Raw genomic sequence first — 24,987 nt, forward strand, 5'->3', positions numbered from 1 at the left:
GACTATGGCTTTTACTTGACCAAGGAGGGATGTATTTGGATTTATATGCGGAGAAAAAATTTTTAGAGTTTAGACAGCAGAATGGCGACTCTGCCTACTTAGATCTTCATATTTGGCCGAATAGCTGCTCAAGTCCAGAATATCCATGCAAACTGATGGTTGCATTTAATTTTAGTACATTAAAATTGAATTTTCAAACTTATCTGTATAACAAATACAAGTACCTATATGGTATCAGACAGAGGTATTTGTAATATCTGGGTTAGCGTCTATTCGTAAATCTTACAGATGATCTTTCAATTTTTTAGTAATTATTTTATGTATTTCACGTCGATCTTACATTTAGCACATGATGGTGAGCGCGTCTCTATCACCGTTACATTATTAAATGCGAAATCAAGCCGAAGTTATGAGCATATAAACATCATGGAGTCCAAAAAATGGTACATACTTGATGTACCCGGTGTTCCTAACCTTGTTAACTCATTTCAGTTTTTGAAAATCAAGGTGCCAGTGGAGTTCAAATTTCAGGTTATATCGGACAGTGCTTTTTCAGTGGAGTTGTTATCAACGTTGATAGGTAGACTTCAGAGTGCTGATAGTGTAGATAACTTGGAGGAGTTATACGGTAGAATCGTTGCCAAAGTAAATAGAATCGCCAAAGTTATTCTTCCTTTGCGACGGGTTAGTGCCGATCGGTTAGCATTGCTGGAGTCGGCACTTAAATCTGAATGTGATAAATTTCAAGCTCAGTCAGCGCCTGGGACTTGAAATGTTCTCTTAACAACGTAATTAGTATTGCAACGCGACCATGAACTTTGAGAAATCGTTAGTATCCTTTGGGAATGTCGTCATCTATGCTGTACCGAATCGCAGCCAGGTCCAAGACGTGAAATGCGTTACTGATACTAGCGGTGATAGAGGTAGTCAACGAGTTTTCTTCCGAAGGGAAAAGCGGTTAAATATTCTATTGTCAAATTTTGAAACAGAAATTCGGTCTCCAGTTTTTGACAGTGCATGGGAGTTAATGTGCATATAAATATACTCACCAGGTCGTCGATTATGCAATATTGAGGTTTTCGATTTCTATGTGAGATCCTTAGCGCCACGATAGTAAGTTTCAATGTGTTTCCGTATTTCAATATCAAATTTCTCCCCTGGATAGTGTCCATCCTCAAAATTAATCCGGACCTCTTCATTCATGATGTACACGGCCAATACCCCGTCAATGTGAACGTGGAAAAGTCTTTTTTTGTCCATCTTTACAATTCTTATGGGGACCAGCCCTTCTGCTGTAGTAATATAGAATTTACTATTTTTCACGGTGATAACTGTCTTTAGAGTTTGGCTTGCGATGCCTTCAGACAAATATACTGCCCAAAGGTGCAGTTGGTGTGCTGATACTTTTGTATTGAAAGAAAATTGTATATATCTTACCAATTTATCTGCATTTGCAATTATTTTGTTATAATATATAACTATCTGAGATTAAGGTTTGTATTGATTTTTGAGTTTACATACTGATATTTGATGTGTTTTTTGTTATATTTTAATATAACAACAAATGATTTCATTTGGTTCATTTTCCATACATGAATCATGAAATTGAGGACATCCATAGGCTGAACGCAATTAGGGAAGCCCTCTTGAATAGAAAAAAGGAAAAGAGGATCAGTTATAGAAGCCTGGCAGCGACTGCAGACGTTGAAGTAGGAACAGCTTATAATTTCATTACGGGAAAAACCGACATTACCATGTTAAATCTTATGAAATTAGCCAGGGGGCTAGACTTTACCCTTATTGAGTTGTTACAAACATCAAAATCCTAATATAAACACGTAAGTTTCCTCGACACTTCCAAAAGGTTTTGAGACACCAAAACCTTCTTATTAATCTTTCGTCAGGTAGTTCTGAGACGAAGAATGCCGCCTTTGTTTTAGGCGGCATTTTCATTTATCTACGGTTTTTCTGGATATGGGATTGAGCAAGTACATCAATCGGAATTTGTAGTGCGTATCTCAGATCATTGTGGTTTAGGAGATATTCTTTGCCTTGTATTTTTCGCTGAACGACTATATTGTCTCCGTCAAGATTTAGCCGTCTGATATCTCCCCAACGGACCCCTCTAAACAACAGTTCCTTGATACGCTCATTTAATATTAACGTGAGTAAGTTTCCGGAGCTTGCGGTTCTTGGGGTGAATGAGCTATCATATCGCATTTTAAGGAACGTGTTCAGTACAGCCAATGCGTCGTTATCCTGGCCTTCTCTTGCGAGGCATTCCGCCTGGATTAAGTACACCTCGTCTGCTGCCAGTCCACAGAACATTTGAACTGATGCCGATCCATCATAGTTACCGCGAAAGGACCAGGTACTATCTATATTTTGGGAGAAAAACAGACGCCGGCGCAGGTCGCCTGGTGGATAGAGGCTCAGAAGATTGGTGTCCACTTTACTAACCGTAGGATCAAGTAGGGTATTGTAGTTTCCGGTGATATGGAAAATGACTTCTGAATTATACCTTTCAAATGGCGCATCCGAATTGATTAAATTATAATCTAAGATGTTTAATCCCTGATTCATGCATAGGGATGCATATTTACCAGCCTCTTTATAATTGCCAATAGATAAGTATATCCTTGCTAGTAGTGCATATCCAGCCGACTTACTTGGCCTGGTTTTATATGGAACTTCACTGGGTAAATCAGGTAATGCGTTCTGTAGATCATCCAATATAGTGCTATAACAATCCTTAATAGTACTACGGGTGGATTCACTATTGATATCTGAATTGAGTTTTAGCGGAATGCCGGGTTCGTCTCCATTTTTTGAACTAATTGTGTATCCCAATGAAAACTCCTGCAATAGAATATAGTGGGCCATTGATCTATAAAATAGCGCGGAGGCTTTAATCTTCTTCTTTCGATCCGTATCTCTATCCTCTATTTTTTCCAAAGTCTCCAAAACTAGATTTGTGTTTAGAATTATTCTGTAAGTCAGGAACCAATCTCCGGAATAGCTGGCTTCCTTATCAAATATGTACATTAGCCTATCAATCTGTTGTATAGACTTCCAATCACTATCTGTTATATAATAGTTGTCGGAATACACCTCTCCACCAATCGGCCATAATAGATTCATGGTCATTGCATCATCCAGCATAGCTTGTAGGTCGTTTAATGAAGAGGGAACAACAAGGCTTTTATCTGGTTTAATATCAAGATATTTTTTGCAACTTGAAATATTGAAAAGTATAGTAAGCATCAAGCCTACTGCAGAAATTATTTTATACTTCATATTATGTGTTTAAGAGTTAGAATGACGTTTTTACTGCAATGGTGTAGTTGCGAGGTGGTGGCATTTTGCCATAGTCTGGGTCGATTTTGAATTTGTTCGCGCGATAGAGGACACCAACATTATTAATGTACAGTTGTAATGATATTGCCTTCAGAATATGCCCCTGTTTTATCTCCGGGCGAAATAATAGGCAAATGTCTTTTAACCTTACAATGTCTGCCTTCTCCACCAGTATTTCGGAGTTCTGGTAGAATTCATCCCTAGCATTGTCAAAAGGATAGACCATTGCTGGCACATTAGTTTTTACCTCATCACCAGGTTGTTTCCATCTATCATAATAGTCTGCATTCATGTACCAATTCGCAAAGCCACTATAGTTAACTGAAGGGCGGCGAAAGTAATGTCCAATTTTCCAGGTGATAGTTGAACTGATACTCCATTTTCCATATGAGATGGTAGGTTGCATTGACCCATACAATGGCGGCAAGCTGCGTCCATTGTAGACAAGCTCATCTGTTGTAGTTTCTGATTTGATAGCCCGATAGTCTTCACTGGGCTTCCCATGTAGATAGCCGACTGGATTTCCTTGTGCTGAGAGTCCCGCCCATTTGTATGAGAAGATAGCATCGGTTGGAAACCCTTCAACTGGATTAATACCGGAATTTATGTAGCTACTAGCTGAAGGATAGTGATAAAGATAGTTTGTGATTTTGTTCAGACTATAACTAAAAATACCATCCAATGCCACCTTTACCTTTCGATTTAACGGCAGCGCGTGAAATGTAAAGTCAACTCCATGTGATGCAATTGCTGCCGAATTTCTACTTACAAACATTACACCCGTTGTTGGGTCAATTGCTGTATTTCCTATAAGATCAGTACTCTTCTTGTGGTAGTACTCTATGGTTCCGGATACCACGCCATTCCCAAGTTCAAAATCAACACCAACGTTCAAAGTCCCTGTTTTCTCCCATTTCAAATTAGGATTAGGTGGTGACACAAGTGTGGCAAATGGGGCGTCAATAAAATTGTCTGTTGAAGTACCATACTGAATTATTGGCAATGCGGATAACGTATTCTGTAGATTTCCACCATAACCGTAGCTTATTCGCAAAGCTAATTCAGAAATGGCTTGTACGTTGAAGAAAGACTCTTTGTTTATATTCCAGCGGAAGCCCGTAGACCATAATGGAACACCACGTTTATTGGTATTTACTCCCAGTAGGTTAGATGCGTCTTTCCTAACACTGCCTGAGATTATATATCGATCTTGCACGTTATAGGCAACATTACCATAGTAACTTGTAAATCTATAAATTTGGCCGGTGTATGCTTGGGGGTTCGGTACTTTTTGCTGTCCTGCCAGATTTTGATAAGTTCCAAAGGAGCTTATGTAATCTATCGGTGAGAAAGTTAGTAAATCCGGATTGTAGTTATACGTTCGATTAACCTCACCATTTATCTTAGATTCTTTAATCTCAGCACCGACTATTGCTGTTATCTCATTTGACATTATTTTCTTTTGATAGTTCATTTGTTCCCGAAGATGGTAGGTAGTTGAGCGACTGGTTGTGAGATCATAGATTGGTCCAATAGGAATATGATGGATGATCTGGTTATCCACGGACCCGGTGTAGATATTTGCCAGGTTTCTGGTAAAATAATTATCTGGGCTATAAAATATAGGATTCTCAGTTCTCTGATCTTCGATTTGAAACTTAGTGTCTAAGCTAAAGTCCTTGTTTAGTTTAATTTTTACATCAGTGTTTAATCTGATATTATTATACCTGTTGATGTTGTCGATTGTGAATTGGTCCTGCATAGGCACGTATTTCCAAGGTAGCAATATCCCTTTTCCTGTTGTGTCTTTAAAAGCAGATCGGTAGTCCTTTGGTAGGGATGCGAATGAAGCATCTTCATTTACAAGTTTTGCATAAGGGTAATATCTGGTCTTTGCTCCACCGGGAGTGATCTTATCTGGGCCACCGTTGTCTTGCCTGGTAGATGAGTGAGTATAGGCAATACCTATTTTGGCATCTAGCCACTTCTGAAATTTATAGCTGTTTTCTGCTCTTACTGTTAATCGGTCCATTGTATTTTGGACAAGGGAGCTTTGTTCGTTATCATAGCCGATAGTGAGCAAATATGCGTGATTGTTTGTACCACCACTAATGTTAACTGCCACTTGGTTATTAACTGCAGTCTGGTATAAGTAGTCCCGCAAGTCTTTTCTGAAATTGTTGTTACGAAGTAGGTCTATTCGTTGCATAGCAATTGCGCTGGACACTAAGCCTCTTTTAGCGCTGTCCAATAGTTCGATAACTGGTGATAAAACTGGAAACCTTCGCCTATTGTTTAAATCATTATTATAGTATCCCTTTTGAAATAGATCTATTTCCAGAGAGATATAATCGGTAGATTGTATCGAATAGTCTTTAAGTAAGTTCGGCCGTTCTGAAATCGAAGTATTTGTTGAAATGGTCACCTTCGACTTACCATTAAATGCAGCTTTCTTGGTAGTTAATACGATTACACCATTTGCTGCCCTGGCCCCCCAAATTGATGCGGATGCAGCATCTTTCATGATAGTAATCGATTCTATATCGTTTGGGTTAATACTGCTTATTTCATCCACTGGAAAATTATCTACAACAAAAAGCGGTGTGTTATTTGCAAAAAGGGTATTTCGGCCTCTAATGAAAATCTTCTCTGATGCACTTGTATTGTCAAATAACAGTGTAGAAGTCCCCTTTAGGTATTGAGTAATGTTGACATTGAACTGTCGATCAAGCGATGCCCTGGTGATTCGTTCAAAAGCGCCGGTGGCTCGTTCCGCTGGAACAGATTGATACCCTGTTGAGACCTCGACCTGTTTGAGTGTGGTATTAGAGGGGGCTAAGATGATCTTCAGTTCATGTCCTGAGTACTGAATTGTTATTGGAACTGTATCACTGTTGAATCCTATATTTGACACAAACAATGTGTCAGGGAGTTGAAAAGAAGGTATGTTAAATACCCCATCTTGATTGGTGCTAGTTATTCCTCCTTTACTGGCGCTGCGTATAGTTGCACCAACAATGACAGTGCCCGCGGAAGTAGTTACCCTTCCCACTATAGTTGTTTTTCGATCTTGTGCCAACAACTGTTGATCTGATAGCAAGATGATTATAGCAGCTATGCCAACGAAATTAAGAACCAATTTGTGAATTTTATATATGGAAGTACTATTCATTTTTCGATTTTTTTTCTATTACGAGATATTCAGTCGGAGTTGTTAGGATTTTATAACTGAACCCCAACTGGTTTAGTTTTCTAATTAACGATGAGGTATCTGATATTTCTCCAGCCACGTTTATGTATCCCTTTATATGTGTGCTGTCAACAATTGGAAGAAGGGAGTTAATGTTGTTTAGTGTATAGAGGAAGTCTCCAATTGTTCCATCTGACATTGATAAGAATGTCCCATCGTTGCTATAACTTGTTTTTATCTGATTCTTTGTTGATCCGGTTATTTTACCACTGTAGCCTGTAATTATAATGTTCGGAGTGTCCTTTGTTGTTAGGTATATATTTGTATTTGTATATTTCTTTAAGTCCTCCAGCATGTATGGTTTTAGCGATGTTTCAGTTGATATTCTTGTATCATAACAGTATGTATTTTTGCGTTTCCATTCTTCATAGTATTGATAGGAGCCAGTCGGTATATATTTGGATTTGTCGCCTGCAGGGAGTATAATCCTATTTCTTGTGAGTATCATAAACCTGTTAACAGCCATCAGTGCCATTTCCGGTATTGTCCAGTTGATGGCATATCGCCGGACAGTTTTTTTAATTGTATCAAATTGGATACCGGACCTCGTCTGTAGTCCCTTTGCGTATGGTACAAATACACTATAATATAATGGGCCTTCTGGTGCGTCCGTTAAACGGGAGCTTACAGATGGGCTATCATACAAAAATTCTTTCTCAGTGAAGTCCAGTTCTGATGGCCTCTTTCCACTTAAGTATAGCTTTATATTTGAGTCGATTAAATATTCTTTTGTTGAGCGAAAGAATGTGGAACCTTCTACTAGCCAGTAGATATATGGTAGTGAATAGTGTTGGAATGTCCGATTCAGAATTTTGTCGGAATAAACAATAGGTAACGAAATGCCGATCTGGCGCCGCGCGAGAAAGTTTTGAATCGTTTTCGTGTCCTCTTTGGTAATCAGGAGAATTTGCACCGAATCATTATCCAATTGTAATTTCTCAAGTTCTTGGATATTTGATATACAGGCGCTGCAGGTGGTTGCAAAGAAATCCAGTATAATATGCCTCTTTTTAAAGGATGCAATGGACTTCAGTTGTGGCCTCCCATTGAGTAGTAAGTTATTCTTATGTGTCAATATCTCGGTTGACGTAATAGGTTGTCCTTCTAATGATATGTACGGCAATAACATACCCAGAAGAAAAAATAAATTTTTCATGTCAGATCTTGATTTTGTAAAATAAATGTGATGTGATCTAGTGAAGAGGGCTATATCCTTAGCCCTCTGTTGTGGGTAGTACAGAGAAGAAAAATTGGGCGGATAGAAATACGCCCACGCAGTTTCCTCGAATTTAACTCACAGCCTGTATGGCTGTAACAGCGGTATTACAATCGTTGTATTTAATAATTGGAAGATAAGGAAAAGCAACAATTTTACGGGGATACACAAAAAAAATACGTGGGTTAGTCCCCATCTACCCCAACAGGCTGCGACACCCCCAGGCTGAATGAAGACGCCCACGCAGTTATGCGCGAGCGTTTTTCCTTCATTCTCTCAGCCTGTAGATCCAAAGTCGCAGTTTGTTGGAGCCAAGATTGAAGCAAAACGCTTACAATTTCAATTAAAACGAATTGCAAATTACATTATAATACTATACGTTGTACTTTTTTCCACTTCTAAAACCGAATTATATTTTTTTTGTTGTTAATAAATATTTAGCCCCAAGGTAAATAATATAAGTCATAAGACAAAATAAATTAGGTACAAGGTTATAGTTGATTGAAAATCATTTATTTTCAGGTAGTTACTTTTGCTTATAAGTAAATAAAATAAGGTTATGGGCAAAGAAGATAAGGCAGAAGCTAAAGTTGATAGTCCGAAGCTAGTGTTGAACCGAATTGGCGCAGTGTTGAAAGAGAAAGGAATGTCAAATGAAGACCTTGCCGGGAAGATCAAGGTTGCGCCATCAACTGTTTCCCAGTATGTAACCAATACCGTTCAACCGAGCCCACAAATGTTTTTTCTTATTGCCTTAGTAACTGGCTCGGATGTACGGGAATTATTTGTATCGTTGAAGGACCGGAGTCCCCAAGAGAAGGATGAACTGATGAAAGAGCTGTTGGCTTTTACTTACAGGTCGAAACGAACGAAGCCTAAAGACAAAAATGTTTAATAGAAATTACCAAGCATTACCACATATCGATTGACGTTATGATGAAAGTGTTATCTGGTCATGTTTAAAATCTATTCATTTCCTGTTCATTTTATATGGGAGCTTAATTGCGAATTAATATTCCTAAATTGCTCTCTATCGTCCTATGTGTATAGTCCCAAAGCTGAGTATCATGTGGATAAAAAGGAATTTGGGGTTAACAAACAATGGATGAAAGGCCGGTTCTTGATTCTTCTCGAACTGGCTTTTTTATTCGTTTCACCAGTTGGTACTTGATAGTACTTTTTTGTGTAGTAGACTATACTAATTCAATCAAGTCATCAAATTATGAGAAAACCACAAAAGCAAGCTGGAATGACGATTATAGTCCGTATTTTGAAAAACTCTTTTTTCTTTGAACAGAAACATGTTAAGATGTTACCAGCATTTATTTTCCTTAAAGGAAGATACCCCTATTATCGCATACATGATATTCTGTCCAAAATAGAAACAGATAAGCATTCCCAGGAAGCTGTAAGAGAGCTGGTTATTGATACGATAACAAAGGACACGATAATTTGGAGAGGTGAAGAGAAAGAAAGAAAGGCTAAATATCGCAAGGACATCAAACAGCCGAAACCCGACAGATTTGGCTTTATTTGATTTTATTAACTATCCAGGGAATAATATCATATTGATTTATGCTTAATGATAAGACATTGCTTTCAGAATTAGATTTATTACTATCAGATTTCTGGTCAGTTCAATTGTAGCGCAGCACAGGAAGCGGAACTAAATTCTGAAAAGTCAAGGAGTGCGGCACCCAGTTCACAAATTACGGGCATGGGTCTCTGCTATTTGTGCGATAGTAGCAGCGATAGCGGCTGTCATTGAATTATTTAAATAATGTACGTTTCAAGAACTGTTCTTTATATGAACTCACCTGTATTTTCTGCCCTTGCAGTAATTTTCGGATGTATGATGCTAATGCTCATAACTCTTAAACTGATTGAGTGGATGGGCAGGAAAATCAAATTACAGTTACTGGTTTCAGACGATTTTGAAAGTAGTGGAAATTTAATGGCGGCCACTTTTTTTCTAATGTGTATTCTTGGAGCTATATCATATAGGCCGGCCATTCTTGTCTTAGGTGTTTTGATAGTGACATTAATCTCTCTAATCTTCATTCGGGCTATCAGATGTGCAATAAAAAGACGAAGAACCAAAAGAAAACGGGAGCAGTAACCATCTTCTGTTGATTACATATTTTTCCGGATTGTAACCCTCGTTACAATAGCTTAAAAATGGGCAGATATGAGTGGCGATTTGCTACCAGCATCCGGAACCTAATCTTCCCTTCCCAAGATATTTGTTTGCAGGACGTTGTTTACCATTTTTCCGGCGTATAAATTTGTCCAGAATAGTTTTTTTAGGAACAAGTTGCTTTCTCAAATATAATTTCCTTCCAAAGCATCATCATGGTAAGTTTCTCTTGTTTTTTTGGGGAATGATGTTTATAATTTGATAACTTTTCAGTATGAAAATAAAGTCAATTTGGAGCCTCCTTTTACCTAGTTTATTGGTCGTAGCATGTACTTCCAAAAAGGAGTTCTCTGCTACGGATGCCGAGAAGCTATTACGTACCGTATTTCCAAAGGAATTGACGGAAACAATTGCTGCCGGTGATCCGGCAACTAGGATTAAAATCGATGAAACGTCATTGGAGAAAGAGGGGCTTGTGACCGTACGAAGGTCCAATAACATCGACAGTCCTTTCATATTCTTCACCTCGAAAGCTGGAAAATTTCTGATGAAGACAAAACCGGAATTGGAAAAGCAGTATTTCCAGGAAGTATTAGTTGCCAGACAGGATCTAAATCGTATAATCAACATTCAAAAAACTGGCGAAGGTACTGTATCAACTACCTATACGGTGAAATACACAGATTTGACCCCTTTTGTACAAATGGCGAATCTCACCATAGATTCCACCAAAATCTTCACAGCGAATTTTGTCCAGAAGCCCGATGGGACTTGGATGATCGAAGGTTCACGTTAAAATGGATTGCCTTTGTAGCAACCCGTCGAAAACGGATGCATGTATGGATACGCTATATGGTGTTCCCGTACATGCATGCATCTACTGTATGTTACTTGATCGGGACTCACGGTCATTTGGATGCTTTTATAAGGGTGAATACACCACATTCCCATACGATGCGTTTATCCATTCTTTTTATTACTTGTCTGTTGTTCTGATTTCAATTCTGAAATAGCGAAACTCCAGCAAATGGATGGATGGATGGATGTGTATTTATACGATACCTGCATGTATTCATCCATTTTTTATTCAGCAAAGGATATTGCACATGTCTAAAATTGTTAGATTCCTGTAAATGGATGGATGGATGCGTATCTATATGATACCTGCGTGCATCCGTCCATTTTTTGTTCAAGAAAAGGTATTGCACATATAAATGGATAATACTTCCTTCCCTTATAACCTGAATGGCCGTACGTATTCTTCTTTTCATCCCCACAGCATCCTTTGTTGCATTTTTATTTATTTTATACAAACTGTTTTTCAATCTATTAGACGACCTACTAGTAGGTGTGGAAGGGGAATACTGTATTCATTAGTTACATCTTTGCATTGAGATGTATTAGTTAACCATTTAATCTACAATTATGGAAACTGCAATTGTGAAGAAAATAGAAATTCTACTGGAAGAAATGAATCAGGACGTAGATTCCATGGCTGAGAAAGAAAGTGAATCGCGAGTTAGGGATGCTGCAACAGTAATAACAAAATTGATGGAGTATATAAAAAGGCTTGACGACATTATTCTTTCTGGGTCTATTAGCGTTCATGAAGAGATTTTCATTTTTAAAAACCTTCGACCCCTATTCGATGGGCGCCTGGTCCAATTTCAGAGAATCCTTGAGTTTGAACAAGCATCGATCTATCTCGATCTTGTCTCCCGAAAAGATCTGATTCAAAAAACATTAAGAAGCCTGGAGCAATACTTTCAAGAAAATCTCGAACTGATTTCGTATTTGGAAATGGGACATAGCTATCTGGATAGTTTTTACTTCTCGAATAGCGGAGGTATGGAGCCTGCAATGATTGATGATGTATATCTATTTTGTGACAAAAGATTAAACACGGCAATGAGTTGCAAACTTGCTATTATAAAAGGGTATAACTGGTTTTCGTCTTATCTCCATACCGTAGGAGAAGAAGGAGAACAGTATTTCAAATCGTTAGGAAATAGGGGAAAGAAACTAAAGTGGGTGTTTTCTAAAAATGATTTTGTAGAGTATGTATACTTAATATATTCAAGCGGGGCATTTGGTAACGCATCAATTCGAGATGTAGCAGATGTTTTAGCAGAGGCTTCTGGAATTAAAATGCCCAATCCATATAGGATATTCCAGGCTATAAGGATACGGAGAAACAGAACGCAGTTCACCGATAGAGCTACCGGCAATCTTATAAAGCTAATGGATGAGACAGACGAGAATCCGAGATGAATTTTATACAGCTTTATAAATGGTGTATATGGTAGATGTTGGAATCGCTCACATTTGTACTGTCATCAAAATTACTAATGTAAAAAAATACAGTGATGTTGTCTAATGTGTCTTGGGGAGTATTTTTTACAGTCCTGGGGATTGCGGGAGTGATCTATTACGCCGTGGTGCTGTTGTTGTATGGTCGTGTTGGGGTGCGTAATGATCGCCCGCCTAAACCCAGGGTTAATGAAGAAGAAAATCAGAATAATAAGCGGACCTGGCAGTTAGTGTCAAATAATGAAAGGCATGTGCTTTCTGAGATGGAGGCTGATGCGGCTGATCATGGCGTTCAGGTAGAGGAAGATATTCCTTATATAGCGCCAAGCCAAGAGGAACTTGCCTTAGATGCAATGGCCTCCTTGGTAGATGTTACTGAAGAAATTATTACAGAGGGTATGCAGACCAGCGATATCGCGTCCATCCTTTATAAAATACAGATTGAAATTTCTCGATTCCCAGAGCTGTCTGAAGGCTCGTACCGAAGTATTGTTACAAATTTGGTCAGCCGCCAGTTGCAGTCAATTGCAGGCATAGAGGCAAGCGAGTCTCAATTGAATATGCTTTGGACCCCACCTGCTGTTTTTTAGCTCTATCCCCACTCTGAATTTCTAAAATCTAAATACTGGAAAATGAAAATTGTGACGTTGAAAAGCGGCTATAAGCTGCTGTGCAGGAGAAAATATTATTTGATTTGGTGCCTGGTGAATCTGACAGTATCCATCATGGTTGAAGCCCAGGGGAAAGAGGGTATTATGGCCGCCGAAAAAGAAGTGAAAGGATATTTTTCTACCGGCGTTGATCTTATGTATGCCGTCGGAGCTGTCAGTGGCTTGATTGGGGCGGTCAAAGTATATCAAAAATGGAACTCGGGCGATCAAGATACGAGCAAGGTCGCGGCTTCCTGGTTTGGATCATGTGTGTTCCTTGTTGTCGTGGCGACTGTTTTAAAAGCTTTCTTTAAAGTTTAGTTTTATGACAAACCTACCAGTGGTAAACGTTTTCGGAGACGAGATAATTGTTGATATAAAAGATAATTGCGTTTACAGTGCTATAGATGTTGACAATAGATTTTCGTTTTCGCAAATGCAGTATATGCCAGGCGCTTGTACGTACAGATTTATGTATGACACATCGCGCCACGCATTCGCTGGAATAGAAATGGCCTGGCCAATTCCGGATTCTACTGGGATGGTTGAAATTCCTCCAAAGATGGTTTTAGATCCATACACGGCATGTCGCCTGCCAAAAGGGATGTTAAGGGACGAAGAGCTGCAATATGAAATTGTAAATGCAGATTTTTTTTACGCCAGAGTTATACCGAAGATATACTTGCTAGATAAGGAAGAGTATTTCCTTGACGCTGTTAATTCGGTGCTGATTGGTGATAAAGTATATAGACCCATTGAAATACAAAATCAACCGGCACAAATGGCAAAGCAACTTGGACATATAGTGCCAGTAGGGTCTGAGTGTGGAAAAATGGTGTTTCTCAATTTTGATGAAATATTTCGGATAGACAAACACGGTGCAGGCATACTAGCGGCTGGTTATGAAAGGTATTATGAAGCGATTAGTTTGAAAGAGGCATTGGTACAAGGTAAGACCCGGCATAGGAATGGTGAAGAAAATGACCGCCAAGGGAAATCATTTCGCAGACGACTTTAGACGTGCTAGCTCTCAGTAGTTAATCCTGGGTCAATGTTGGTTGAAAAAAGTTATCGATATGGTGGAATCTAATGTTGTCGATATTATGGGTATTGAAATGACGCTGGATGTTTCAAATGAATGTTTGCGAAGTCCATTTTATCCGCATAAAAAAATGTATTTCAAGGATATGTTGTGGCTTCCAGGGAGCGATTCACCTTGCTTTTTTTTCAATGCACTAAGTCATACCATTCATGAAGAAGGATTTTCAAAATGGCCTCCACCCGGTCACGTTGAAGTAATAGAGCTGCCTAAGAATATCAATGACCTATTTGATAAAGGGTATGAAACAAATTCACCTGAGTTATTTATAGGACGTATTCTGCCAAAAGTGAAATCTGTTTTTGGACCAGAATATATTTTGGATTCGGTTCAGCTACGGTTCATTGGCGAACGAAATATTATTCCTATCAAAGTGCCTGATTCTTTTGTTAGAGGAAAATCACAGGGTCATTTTAGACCTTCTGATAGATTTACAGTTGAGGAACCTGTATCAATGGATACTAAGACTTTATCTTTTTTGGACCCTGCCGGCGTGCTAATCCTGATGAACGGGTATAATACCTACTATTCCCAAATGAAGGGATTAATTGAGCGAGAGAAGAACACTCGCCTGGTTAGGAAAAAGCAAAGAGGGGGGTCGGAGGAGCTGGCTAAATATCGGGAAGAGGTCCTGGAAAGAAAACACGATTTTATTAAACGAATAAGTAGATAATATTTTTTTTCATGATTGTATTTGAAATCAATAAGGGTGTTAACAAAGAAATAGAGTTTAGAGGCTTAAAAGCACAGTATGTAGCCTACCTCGCGGCTGGGTTAGTCGGTTTGTTAATACTTTTTGCGGCAGCGTATATAGCAGGGGTACCGGTGTATTTCATCATACCTACAGTTGGGATATTAGGTTTTCTATTGTTTACCTATGTCTATAAGTTCTCCCATAAGTATGGGGCGCATGGATTGATGAAAAAAATTGCATTCGGAAAAGTACCCACTGCTATTGTCTGCCGTGATAGAAAGATTTTTACCTCGCTGAGTAAGTAGACATGGCGGGTTTGATTTTAATTCGGATTCTACATGAAGCATGAACTGTTCGATAGCCTTTGGAGTTATCTGGTGTCAAATAATCCCAATGAACTTATCTCAGTTGAGAAAAAGAGAAATATTAGAGAAGTGATTTGGGATAAGATCAATGGTATTGATGATTTGATTAAGCAAATGGAGCATGATGGTGTGCCACAGATCACAATAATTGAGGTTTGTATGCATGAACTTACACAGGACTTTATCCCTTCAAGGTATCAGTATATATCGGAAATACTAGAATCGGAATTTGAGGATATGTATTTAACCTTGGTTGAGACAGGTTCGTTGACATATGAAATCTGCAACTTGATTGAAGAATGTGGGGACGTTTTTAATAGCTTTTCATTTTCTGTTGAAACGGAAGATGATGTATTTCTTGAATATGCGATTATAGGTACAATTGCTAACTATTTGGGTGATTGAATCTGGTTTTTGAAACTGTTGTGATTATGGGTTATAGTGCTGTTGAAAAGTTTCAGGATAATATTGCTGCAATAAAAATTGCACTTAGGTTTGATGGGAATTCAGCCCTTTCTCATTCCGATATAAGCCAATTGAAAAAATATAGCGGTTTTGGGGGGCTAAAAGCTGTTCTTTATGAGCCTGGAACTGAAGATAGTTGGCGTCAACAGGATGCATCTGATGCTGATATGAAGTTGCGGGAGCTTGTGAATGAGCTTCACGAGCTTCTGAAGAGTGAGTTGAGCTTCTCTGATTATAGACTGGCTATTGGGTCCATTAAAAACAATATACTCACAGCGTTTTATACACCGGATATCGTTCCCAAAGTATTGTTCAATGTCCTGCGTGAGAATCGAATCTTCCCGCAGAAACTATATGAACCATCGGCAGGAGCTGGTATTTTTATTCAGGAATTTTTGTCCCAACTTTCACAAGCTGAAGTGAACGGGGATAAAGGTGTCACAATTGTTGCAATTGAGAAGGATATCGTCACTGCAATGATATTGAAAGCTATCCTCTCCGAAAGTCCAGTAAAATGCGATGTGATAAACTCACCATTTGAATCAACTGGAAGTAGTCATAGCCAATCGAGTGATTTAGTTGTTAGTAATATACCTTTTGGTGATATTAAGGTATTCGACCCATTAATCGATAATAGAGACCTGACATCTCATATTCATAACTACTTTTTTGCTAAAGGTCTGGACAAACTTGGTGAAGGTGGCATCTTGGCCTTCATAACAACAAGCGCGTTTCTCAATACACCGGGGAATAGGCCCGCTAGGGATTACCTGTTTAACTGCTCAGACCTTATAAGTGTCGTTGCTCTTCCTGATAATCTGATGAAGGATACCGGAAACACCGAAGCCGGGAGTCATTTGATTATTACGAGAAAAAACAGTGCGAAGAAACAATTGTCAGAAGCGGAACAAGAGCTTATTGAGACTGTTATAAGAAACGCACCTGCTGGTGATTATCATTTTAATTCTTACGTAAACAAGCATCTTTCTGATATTGCCCTTGGTGAAATATCTGAGGGTACCAACCAATATGGTAAGCCGATGCTTAATATTTGGTATTCCGGTACAATTGACACTATCGGCGCACCACTGGAAGATCGGTTATCGTTGGATTTTAAAGCAAGATTTGATCAGTCAATTCTCAAAGTCGAGAATATTTCTGAAACAAAGGAAGGAAGAAAATTTGATTTCCTAAAAGTGCCGGAGGCATCGGACGAGGAACCCGCAAAGGCAATTCAAGGGGGCTTGTTCTCTACAAATCTGGCCGGATCTGCAAATCGCGCATTTGATTATATATCCTTATCCGATACGAAGTTCATTTCTAAGGAAACCGCTGAAGTAGTATCTATTATCAGAACTACTGAGAATCCCAATCACGAATCCTTTGTCCTTATTAGAGCTAGAAAGGAAGGTGCAAGAAAATGGAAACACAGAATATTTTCAAACGTCAAGCAGATAGCCGTGCCGACTGCATGGTTAGAAACACCTGAACTCATTTCGGCGGTAAAGGAGTTTTCTGCTCAGTTAAAGGATTATGGATATGACTACATCTATGAGGGTGACTTAACCCTGGAGTCCACTTTTCAATTAAAAAATGACGCACCTGAACCTATCCATCGTCTAAAGTCATTTTACGAGAATGGAACACTGGTACATTTCCAGGGTAGATTTGGCGTTTTATCCAATGTAGACAAAGAGAACGACCAGGCCGTATTCACTGCTCTACAGTTTAATGATAAAGACAGTAAGTTTCTTGAAAGATACATTGAGATGCGAGATTGCTATTTCGATCTGGTATCTAAGGAAATGGTTCTGAAGATTGAACAAGGTGCTATAAGGGAAGCACTCAATGAACGATATGATGATTTTACCGGTACATACGGGAAGCTAAATTCTTCTGGAAACAGAAATTTGATTTTGAAAGATGGAGCGCACGGACTAACAGTTCTGTCAGCACTTGAGAGGAAAGATGGTGAGAATCTACTTCGTGGGGATATACTTACCGGTAGTCTTGTGAAGAGGAAAGAAACGTATTTGACGGATGATCCTCATGAGGCTATGGCCATAAGTTTGAATGAAAGGGGAAGTGTAGATCTGCCTTATATAGCCACAATGTTACAACAGGACGAGAGTACAACTATTGAACTACTCGGTAGTAGTATTTGCCTGAATGCTGAAACGCGTTCCTGGGAACCTAGTGATAGATATTTAAGCGGTAATGTTGTTGAAAAACTAGAGAAAGCGGAAGATGCATTGGCGGAATCTCCAGAAGATATTTTTCTTCAGCACAGTTGCGCGGCTCTGCGTCAGGCCCTTCCGGACCCAATCCCATTTGACTTGCTCGATTTTAACCTTGGCGAGCGTTGGATACCCGTAAGGCTCTACGGGGAGTTTGTTTCTCAGGTGCTTGGCACTAACTGCGAAGTGAATTTCCTTAGATCTGTCGATGTATTCAAAGTAAAAATTAATGGGTCGAGATCAAAAGCTGATATAGAATTTACCGTCAAAACAAAGGACCGACGTAACAGCTCACCGGAGGTGATTTTTGAAAACGCATTGGAAAATACTTCTCCGTATTATACATACTCTATCGAGACTCCGACTGGCGTGATTCGTCTGCCTGATAACGAAGCAATACAATCGGCTCACCAAAAGATTGAGGGTATCCGATCTCTGTTTTCTGAATGGCTTGCACAACTACCAGAGACACGAAAGCTGGAACTTCAGGACCTGTACAATAGAACATTCAACTGTTATAAGCTAAGGACCTATTCAGGAGATCACTTAAAGTTTCCTGGGCTTGATAGACAGCGATTGGGATTAGGGTTGAACGAACAGGGGGTTCCCGATTTATATAAAAGTCAACGAGATGCGATCTGGCGGATAATCCAGAACAGGGGCGCTATTATCGATCATGAAGTTGGACTTGGAAAGACACTCCTTCTGATTTGTGCCGCTAAAGAAATGAAGCGTCTACAAATCATCAATAAGCCGATGATATTAGCTTTGAAGGCTAATGTTGGTCAGATTGTCGAAACATTTAGACGAGCTTATCCCACCGCCCGCATACTTGCACCGGCTAAAGAGGATTTTACTCCTTCAAGACGTAAGCAGCTATTTCATACCATTAAGAATAACAATTGGGACGCGGTAATAATTACCCACGATCAGTTTAGTAAAATCCCGCAGTCCCTAGAAATCCAAAGTCAAATAATTGGAGAAGAACTCGACAACCTTCAAAAAGATTTGGATACTCTTGGAAAGTTAGGTGCAAAGGTTACAAAGGAGATGAGGAAAGGGCTTGAGAAGAGGAAAGCAAACCTGACGGCCAAACTATCGGAAATCACTAATAACATTGAAGGTAAGAAGGATCAAGGAGTTTCATTTAGCGATATGGGTGTAGATCACATTTTCGTTGACGAAGCCCATAAGTTCAAGAACCTTACGTTTACCACGAGACACAACCGAGTAGCGGGTCTTGGTAACATGGAAGGTAGTCAGAAGGCATTGAATATGCTATTTGCTGTTCGGACATTACAGGAGCGATTTAATTCTGATTTATGTGTCACGTTCTTGTCGGGTACACCTATCAGTAATAGCTTGACGGAAATGTATCTTCTGTTTAAGTATTTGCGTCCAAAGGAGCTACTTCGACAGCAAATCGGGAATTTTGATGCGTGGGCGGCAGTTTATGCGAAGAAGTCTACTGATTTTGAGTTCTCCGTCACGAATGAAATAATTGCCAAAGAGCGGTTTAGACATTTTATAAAAGTGCCGGAGTTGGCAGTTTTTTACAGCGAGATTACGGACTATAAAACCGCAAAGAATATCGTGTTAGATCGTCCAGAAATGGAGGAAGAATTAATCAATATTTCTCCTACTGCTGATCAGATTTCATTCATGGATAAACTCATTCAGTTTGCTAAGAGTGGTGATGCTACGCTTATTGGAAGAGCGCCGCTAACAAAGGAAGAAGATAAGGGTAGAATGTTGATCGCCACCAATTACGCCAAAAAAATGGCAGCGGACATGAGGCTTGTTTCTGAGCATTACGAAGATGATCCTGGAAACAAAGTCAATGTGTGTGCAAGGAAAGTAAACGAATGGTACCAGAAAAGTGCAGAGCATAAAGGTGTGCAGATTGTGTTTTCTGATTTAGGAACTCCTAAGCCCAACGAGTTCAATTTGTACGATGCACTGAAAGAGAAATTGACGAGGGATTTCAACATACCGGCAAGCCATATAACTTTTGTCCATGACTGGACCGACGCTACTAAAAAAGAGTATATAAAGAAACTCAATCGTGGTGACATCAGAATTATTCTGGGAAGCACTGATAAGGCTGGCACAGGATTAAATATTCAAAGGAATGTTGTTGCGATGCATCACCTAGACATACCATGGAAACCTTCTGAACTAGAGCAACGTAATGGACGTGGCGTTCGTGCCGGAAATTGGGTAGCAAAGACCTACTATGGCAATAAAGTCAAGTCCTACATTTATGCGGTTGAAAGAACACTGGATAATTACAAATTTAGTTTGCTGAAGAATAAGCAACTTTTTATCTCACAGATGAAGAATTCCTCCCTTCATGTAAGAACTATCGATGAAGGAGCAATGGACGAACAAAATGGAATGAACTTTAGTGAGTACGTGGCAATACTTAGTGGTGATACTTCATTACTTGAATTGTCAAAGATTGAGAAAAAGATTGCGGCATTGGAAGGTAAAAAATCTGCATATCTCCGTGATTTATCACGCGCGAAGAGCGACTATGAACAGGAGAAGTATAACCTGGTCCATGCAGAACCTATGTTGGGTGTTTTGGTAGGTGACGAGCAGTTATACAAGAGCCGCTTACAGTTTGATAAAGATGGGACCAAAATAAATTCAATTTCTCTGAATGACTTTCATGATCCAAACCCAGAATCCATTGGCAATTACCTCATAGACCTGCGAAATAACATCGGACTTACAAAAGAAGAAAGAGCGCAGGGATTGATTGTAAAGAAAATTGGTGTGCTATACGGTTTCGATTTGTTTCAACGAACTGAGATTAAAGAGACCGACAGTGGGACAATGTCTCAAACAATTTTCTATGCAATGAGTCCATACAGTGAAATTAAATATATGCAAAGCAACGGTAACATCAATATCGACAATCCGAAGCTCGCTGCAAGATACTTTCTGAATGCTATTGACCGTGTAACGTCCTTAAAGGAACAACAGGAAAAAAAGATTTCCTCAATTAAGAATAGTTTAGGATTACTGGATAGTGTAATTCAGAAGAAGTTCGATAAAGATACTGAATTGGTACAGTTGAAAACAGAACATGCCGACCTCCAGAAAAAGGTATCAGAAAAGTTGAAAGCTACTAATAGCCCCAGTCAAGGACAGGTCAGTTCCAGTGATGTGCAGATTAGTTCAAATGACCCTCCAGAACAATTACCTACGAGATCGAAAGGAGGCCACATTCCGAGAGTTGTTGACGATAGTAGCGCCTCAGTGAAAAGAAGAATATAAATGTTAATGATTAAGTGTGTGAGATATGTTTGTGCTGTTGATAATCATTCTGATCGTCCTGAGCGCGGTCGTACTACAGATTGCGCCACCAAGAGACAAGCGAGTATCGCTCGAAAAATGTTTCCCAATTTATAAAGTCAAAGACGGCAATATCCTATCGCGGGATGGCGATATTACTATAGGGTTAAAGGTGTTTCTACCAGAGATATTTACATTGAATACTGCCGACTACGAAAACATTCATGCGACCTGGATAAAGGCAATGAAAGTGCTTCCGTCTGGTACTATTGTTCACAAGCAGGATTGGTTCGTTGAATCTTCATATAAAGCGGACTTTGAAGGTGGCGATCAATCTTTTTTGGGGAGGAGTAGTGAACGTTTTTATAACGAGAGACCATACCTTAATCATTATTGCTATTTATTTATCACCAGACGCTGCCCTGGTCGCCGACCGTCCACTTCTGTCGTTTCAAACCTACTGCGGAGGACGGCAATTGCACCAGAAATTGTGGATGAGAGATCACTATCTGACTTTTCAGATCGTGTTAGCCAGTTTCAGAGATTGATTTCAGACGGAGGGTTTATTAGAAGTGAGTTGCTAACAGATGAAGAAATTACCGGCAACGCCGAGAAGCGTGGTTTGTTGGAACAATGCTTATTTCTTCAATCTGAATCTAATCAGAATGAGCTAACTGACATATCATTCAAGCCTGAGTGGAGAATTGGTGAGAAATTTTGCCAGATGTTTTCCATTGCTGGCGTGGATGATTTGCCTTCACTATGTGGTCCAAGGATTACCTATGATCGCTATTCTACGGATCATACAAAATACAGTGTAGGATTTTCCTCTCCAGCGAATTTGCTTTTGTCTTGTAATCATATCTACAACCAGTTCATAGTCATCCAGGATACCGTTACGACGTTGAAAAATTTGGAAGCCAAGAGAAGACGTTTACAGTCATTGGCCAACTACTCCCGCGAGAATATGATCAGTCGGGATGCAACGAACGATTATCTCAATGAATCTCTTAGCCAACAGAGACAACCTGTTTCTGCCCATTTTAATATTATTGCCTGGACTGCAGATTGGAATGACACGAAAGAAGTCAGGAATAAATGCTCTGCAGCGTTTTCTCAAATGGATGCTGTTCCTCGACAGGAAGTTGTTGGAGCGCCGCAGCTCTATTGGGCTTCTCTTCCGGGCAATGCTGGTGCAATTCCCGGCAACGAATTGTTTTCAACTTTTCTGGAACAAGCATGCTGCTTCCTAAATTTTGAGACCAACTACCAAAGCAGTGTTAGTCCGTTTGGATTAAGGTTAGGTGACAGAGTTAGTGGGCGCCCCCTTCATGTTGATATTAGTGATGAATTTATGAAGAAGGGGGTTATCACAAATAGGAATAAGATTGTGATTGGTGGCAGCGGTTCTGGCAAGTCCATGTTCATGAATAGTTTGATACGAAGCTATCAAGTACATGGCGCTCATTCCGTGATCTTAGATGTTGGAGGCAGTTATGTGGGGTTATGCAACTTGCTAGGTGGGTATTATTTTTCCTATACTGAAGATAATCCCATCCAGTTTAATCCATTCTATATTGGTTCCGATGATACTTTAGATATCGAGAAACGAGAAAGTCTCAAAACACTGTTAATTGGTCTTTGGAAGCGGGAAACGGAAACATTTAACAGGAGTGAGTATGTAGCTATTTCAAACGCTCTCCAGTTGTACTATTCTAAATTATCTGACAATCCGAGCATTTTCCCTTGTTTTGATACGTTCTATGAGTTTTTGCAAGTTGACTACATGGAGGTATTAGAGAACGAACGTGTGCAGGGAAAGGATTTTGATATAACCAACATGCTGTATGTCCTGAAACCATATTATAAGGGTGGAGAGTTCTCTTTTTTATTAAATGCACGAGGGAATTTGGACCTTTTAAATCAACGGTTGGTTGTGGTAGAATTAGACAATATAAAGGACCATCCTATTTTGTTTCCGGTTGTTACTTTACTGGTAATGGAGATGTTTATCAGTAAGATGAGAAAGGTTAAAGGTGTTCGGAAAGTCATTGTAATTGAAGAAGCCTGGAAAGCGATCATGAGGAGCGGTATGGCTGAGTTTATGAAGTATTTATACAAAACAGTCAGAAAGCACTTTGGAGAAGCAATTACTGTAACTCAGGAATTATCCGACTTGATCAGCAGCCCGATTGTGAAAGATGCTATCATAAGCAACGCAGATTGCAAAATTCTTTTGGACCTAAGAAAGTTTACGAACAAATTCTCCGATATACAAAATTTGCTTGGCCTTTCCGATAAAGGAAAGGAACTGGTTCTATCTGTCAATCGGTCCAATGATCCAGCAAGACGTTACCGGGAACTTTTTATTGATTTGGGAGGGCAAGTTATGAAGGTTTACCGCTATGAGCCTAGCCCAGAGGAGTATTGGGCGTTTACTACGGAGGAATCGGAGAAAGTGAAGGTGCTTTCATATGCCAGTAAATTCGGAGGTGATATTGAAAGAGGTATAAAAGCGTTACTCCGTGATTTGTAATTTATAAAATGCACAAATGTATGAGGAAGATAACTATCGTGTGGTTGCTATGTGCTTTATTTACTATTACACCTACCATGCAAGCAAAGGCGATTATTTGGGTGGTTGTTAAGGCTGCTGCGAAAAAAATAATTATGGCGATCGATCTACAAATACAGCGCCTTCAGAACAAAACTATTGGACTACAAAACGCACAAAAGAAGATTGAGAATGTTTTGTCATCTCTGAAGTTCAAAGAGATTAATAGCTGGATGGAGAAGCAAAAAGCGTTGTATCAAAACTATTACGATGAGTTGTGGAAGGTGAAGAATGCCATTGCCTATTACAGAAACATCAAAAGTATTATTCAGAAACAGGTTGGGATTGTGGACGAATATAAACACGCTATTTCTCTTTTTAAATCAGATAAGCATTTTACGCCGGATGAAATCCGGAACATGGAGCAGGTGTATGAAGGTATACTGTCCAAGACATTGAAGAATATTGATGAGCTGACATTTGTTATCAATAGCTTCTCAACTCAGATGAGTGATGCCGCTAGATTAGAGATTATCAAAAAGGCATCTGATGCCGTTGACGAGAACTACAGGGATTTGAGAGAGTATAACTCTTCCAACGTTTTGACATCATTGCAACGCGCAAAAGACCTGTCAGAAGTAGAGAACCTCCGATTACTGTATGGCCTGGAATAATTTTATAAACTATTCAACTTTTTTTATGAAAAGACGTGTTTGTATGCTTGTATTCTTGTTTGCACTTACGACTGCTGCGTTCTCTCAATCCTTTTTTAGTCAGAAAAAGACGCAGCTAAAGTATATGGCGGCGCAGCTTGCGGCCCTGAAGATATACACAACCTATTTAAGTGAAGGGTATAAAATAGTAAAGGGGGGGCTGGATGCCTACCATGCGTTTAAACGTGGTGAGTTTAATCTACATAGTCTTTTTTTTAAGTCGCTTAAGAACGTAAATCCGGTTTTTGTGAAGTATGCCAATATACCAGACTTATTACGTCAGTCTGATAACCTCTTGTCAGCCTCGAAGAAACTAGTTAATCAAGCGAAGAACTCATCCTCGTTTACAGATAGTCAAATTCAGGCTATTGATGAAACACTGGCAGGTATGTTTGCCGCTATTCTTTCTCATTTTTCTGATGCCGCAGATATGCTTTCTAACGGTGTGTTTGAATTTTCTGAGGACGGTAGGCTGAATAAGATTGATAGTATTCTGGGTAACATAAATGATGTGTTGCAGGATATGACAACTTTCAATTATCAGTTATATAGCATTCTCAAGAATAATTCACTAACAATTAGTGAAGATGAGTTTTTAAGAACTCTTCATGGCGTCTATTCTGAGTGATTGTTTTTC

19 protein-coding genes are annotated in these 24,987 nt (G+C 39.3%); 16 read left to right on the forward strand and 3 right to left on the reverse strand.

The features are described 5' to 3' along the window. Positions 1-288 precede the first annotated feature (288 nt). Positions 289-771 (forward strand): hypothetical protein, encoded by a 483-nt coding sequence (locus HGH92_RS26525; protein ID WP_168873833.1) that lies wholly within the window; start codon positions 289-291, stop codon positions 769-771. A gap of 821 nt (positions 772-1,592) precedes the next feature. Further along, complete coding sequence (locus HGH92_RS26530) at positions 1,593-1,829, forward strand: helix-turn-helix domain-containing protein (protein ID WP_168873834.1); 237 nt, start codon at positions 1,593-1,595, stop codon at positions 1,827-1,829. A gap of 124 nt (positions 1,830-1,953) precedes the next feature. Here HGH92_RS26530 and HGH92_RS26535 read toward each other — a convergent pair whose 3' ends face one another. From HGH92_RS26535 to HGH92_RS26545, 3 genes are read right to left on the reverse strand one after another with little or no spacing between them, the layout of a single operon-like run. Beyond that, the gene (locus HGH92_RS26535; protein WP_168873835.1) at positions 1,954-3,297 is read right to left on the reverse strand and encodes a RagB/SusD family nutrient uptake outer membrane protein; all 1,344 of its coding nucleotides are present in this window, start codon (positions 3,295-3,297) and stop codon (positions 1,954-1,956) included. A gap of 16 nt (positions 3,298-3,313) precedes the next feature. Continuing rightward, positions 3,314-6,529 (reverse strand): SusC/RagA family TonB-linked outer membrane protein, encoded by a 3,216-nt coding sequence (locus HGH92_RS26540; protein WP_168873836.1) that lies wholly within the window; start codon positions 6,527-6,529, stop codon positions 3,314-3,316. Then, positions 6,522-7,763: a TlpA family protein disulfide reductase gene (locus HGH92_RS26545; protein WP_168873837.1), complete on the reverse strand. Its 1,242-nt coding sequence runs from the start codon at positions 7,761-7,763 to the stop codon at positions 6,522-6,524. Before HGH92_RS26545 ends, HGH92_RS26540 begins: the two co-directional genes overlap by 8 nt. Before the next feature lie 619 nt (positions 7,764-8,382). On the opposite strand from HGH92_RS26545, the gene HGH92_RS26550 reads away from it, so the two are divergent. From HGH92_RS26550 to HGH92_RS26615, 14 genes are all read left to right on the forward strand, one after another. Beyond that, entirely contained in the window at positions 8,383-8,718 is a 336-nt protein-coding gene (locus tag HGH92_RS26550) for a helix-turn-helix domain-containing protein (RefSeq protein ID WP_168873838.1), read from the forward strand. A 327-nt stretch (positions 8,719-9,045) separates the two neighbouring features. Next, entirely contained in the window at positions 9,046-9,360 is a 315-nt protein-coding gene (locus HGH92_RS26555) for a hypothetical protein (RefSeq protein WP_168873839.1), read from the forward strand. Between the two features lie 874 nt (positions 9,361-10,234). Next, positions 10,235-10,756, forward strand: coding sequence for a hypothetical protein (locus HGH92_RS26560; protein WP_168873840.1), 522 nt, complete (start codon positions 10,235-10,237; stop codon positions 10,754-10,756). A 629-nt stretch (positions 10,757-11,385) separates the two neighbouring features. After that, a complete protein-coding gene (locus HGH92_RS26565; protein ID WP_168873841.1) occupies positions 11,386-12,231 on the forward strand; it encodes an RteC domain-containing protein in 846 nt (281 codons plus the stop codon). Positions 12,232-12,326: 95 nt separating this feature from the next. After that, the gene (locus HGH92_RS26570) at positions 12,327-12,860 is read left to right on the forward strand and encodes a hypothetical protein (RefSeq protein WP_168873842.1); all 534 of its coding nucleotides are present in this window, start codon (positions 12,327-12,329) and stop codon (positions 12,858-12,860) included. A gap of 42 nt (positions 12,861-12,902) precedes the next feature. Further along, positions 12,903-13,241, forward strand: coding sequence for a DUF4134 domain-containing protein (locus HGH92_RS26575; RefSeq protein WP_168873843.1), 339 nt, complete (start codon positions 12,903-12,905; stop codon positions 13,239-13,241). Positions 13,242-13,245: 4 nt separating this feature from the next. Continuing rightward, the gene (locus HGH92_RS26580) at positions 13,246-13,938 is read left to right on the forward strand and encodes a hypothetical protein (protein WP_168873844.1); all 693 of its coding nucleotides are present in this window, start codon (positions 13,246-13,248) and stop codon (positions 13,936-13,938) included. 40 nt (positions 13,939-13,978) lie between these two features. Further along, positions 13,979-14,692 carry a hypothetical protein gene (locus HGH92_RS26585; protein WP_168873845.1) on the forward strand — a complete coding sequence of 238 codons (714 nt, stop codon included), beginning with the start codon at positions 13,979-13,981 and terminating at the stop codon, positions 14,690-14,692. An 11-nt stretch (positions 14,693-14,703) separates the two neighbouring features. Next, positions 14,704-15,018, forward strand: a complete 315-nt coding sequence (locus HGH92_RS26590; protein WP_168873846.1) for a DUF4133 domain-containing protein — start codon at positions 14,704-14,706, stop codon at positions 15,016-15,018. Positions 15,019-15,051: 33 nt separating this feature from the next. Beyond that, positions 15,052-15,483, forward strand: a complete 432-nt coding sequence (locus HGH92_RS26595; RefSeq protein WP_168873847.1) for a DUF1896 domain-containing protein — start codon at positions 15,052-15,054, stop codon at positions 15,481-15,483. Then, positions 15,480-21,065, forward strand: a complete 5,586-nt coding sequence (locus tag HGH92_RS26600) for a helicase-related protein (protein ID WP_168873848.1) — start codon at positions 15,480-15,482, stop codon at positions 21,063-21,065. Before HGH92_RS26595 ends, HGH92_RS26600 begins: the two co-directional genes overlap by 4 nt. A gap of 25 nt (positions 21,066-21,090) precedes the next feature. Further along, a complete protein-coding gene (locus tag HGH92_RS26605; protein WP_168873849.1) occupies positions 21,091-23,619 on the forward strand; it encodes a TraG family conjugative transposon ATPase in 2,529 nt (842 codons plus the stop codon). 20 nt (positions 23,620-23,639) lie between these two features. Then, complete coding sequence (locus HGH92_RS26610) at positions 23,640-24,311, forward strand: conjugal transfer protein TraI (RefSeq protein ID WP_168873850.1); 672 nt, start codon at positions 23,640-23,642, stop codon at positions 24,309-24,311. 25 nt (positions 24,312-24,336) lie between these two features. Continuing rightward, the gene (locus tag HGH92_RS26615; RefSeq protein ID WP_168873851.1) at positions 24,337-24,978 is read left to right on the forward strand and encodes a hypothetical protein; all 642 of its coding nucleotides are present in this window, start codon (positions 24,337-24,339) and stop codon (positions 24,976-24,978) included. The last annotated feature ends 9 nt before the right edge of the window (positions 24,979-24,987 follow it).

It is taken from the genome of Chitinophaga varians (assembly GCF_012641275.1).
Taxonomy (GTDB): Bacteria; Bacteroidota; Bacteroidia; order Chitinophagales; family Chitinophagaceae; genus Chitinophaga; species Chitinophaga varians_A.

Excerpts from the sequence above, each read along its gene's own strand:
- HGH92_RS26525 (WP_168873833.1), top strand. The coding sequence starts at position 289 with ATGATCTTTCAATTTTTTAGTAATTATTTTATGTATTTCACGTCGATC.
- HGH92_RS26530 (WP_168873834.1), top strand. The coding sequence starts at position 1,593 with ATGAATCATGAAATTGAGGACATCCATAGGCTGAACGCAATTAGGGAA.
- HGH92_RS26535 (WP_168873835.1), bottom strand. The coding sequence starts at position 3,297 with ATGAAGTATAAAATAATTTCTGCAGTAGGCTTGATGCTTACTATACTT.
- HGH92_RS26540 (WP_168873836.1), bottom strand. The coding sequence starts at position 6,529 with ATGAATAGTACTTCCATATATAAAATTCACAAATTGGTTCTTAATTTC.
- HGH92_RS26545 (WP_168873837.1), bottom strand. The coding sequence starts at position 7,763 with ATGAAAAATTTATTTTTTCTTCTGGGTATGTTATTGCCGTACATATCA.
- HGH92_RS26550 (WP_168873838.1), top strand. The coding sequence starts at position 8,383 with ATGGGCAAAGAAGATAAGGCAGAAGCTAAAGTTGATAGTCCGAAGCTA.
- HGH92_RS26555 (WP_168873839.1), top strand. The coding sequence starts at position 9,046 with ATGAGAAAACCACAAAAGCAAGCTGGAATGACGATTATAGTCCGTATT.
- HGH92_RS26560 (WP_168873840.1), top strand. The coding sequence starts at position 10,235 with ATGAAAATAAAGTCAATTTGGAGCCTCCTTTTACCTAGTTTATTGGTC.
- HGH92_RS26565 (WP_168873841.1), top strand. The coding sequence starts at position 11,386 with ATGGAAACTGCAATTGTGAAGAAAATAGAAATTCTACTGGAAGAAATG.
- HGH92_RS26570 (WP_168873842.1), top strand. The coding sequence starts at position 12,327 with ATGTTGTCTAATGTGTCTTGGGGAGTATTTTTTACAGTCCTGGGGATT.
- HGH92_RS26575 (WP_168873843.1), top strand. The coding sequence starts at position 12,903 with ATGAAAATTGTGACGTTGAAAAGCGGCTATAAGCTGCTGTGCAGGAGA.
- HGH92_RS26580 (WP_168873844.1), top strand. The coding sequence starts at position 13,246 with ATGACAAACCTACCAGTGGTAAACGTTTTCGGAGACGAGATAATTGTT.
- HGH92_RS26590 (WP_168873846.1), top strand. The coding sequence starts at position 14,704 with ATGATTGTATTTGAAATCAATAAGGGTGTTAACAAAGAAATAGAGTTT.
- HGH92_RS26595 (WP_168873847.1), top strand. The coding sequence starts at position 15,052 with ATGAAGCATGAACTGTTCGATAGCCTTTGGAGTTATCTGGTGTCAAAT.
- HGH92_RS26605 (WP_168873849.1), top strand. The coding sequence starts at position 21,091 with ATGTTTGTGCTGTTGATAATCATTCTGATCGTCCTGAGCGCGGTCGTA.
- HGH92_RS26610 (WP_168873850.1), top strand. The coding sequence starts at position 23,640 with ATGAGGAAGATAACTATCGTGTGGTTGCTATGTGCTTTATTTACTATT.
- HGH92_RS26615 (WP_168873851.1), top strand. The coding sequence starts at position 24,337 with ATGAAAAGACGTGTTTGTATGCTTGTATTCTTGTTTGCACTTACGACT.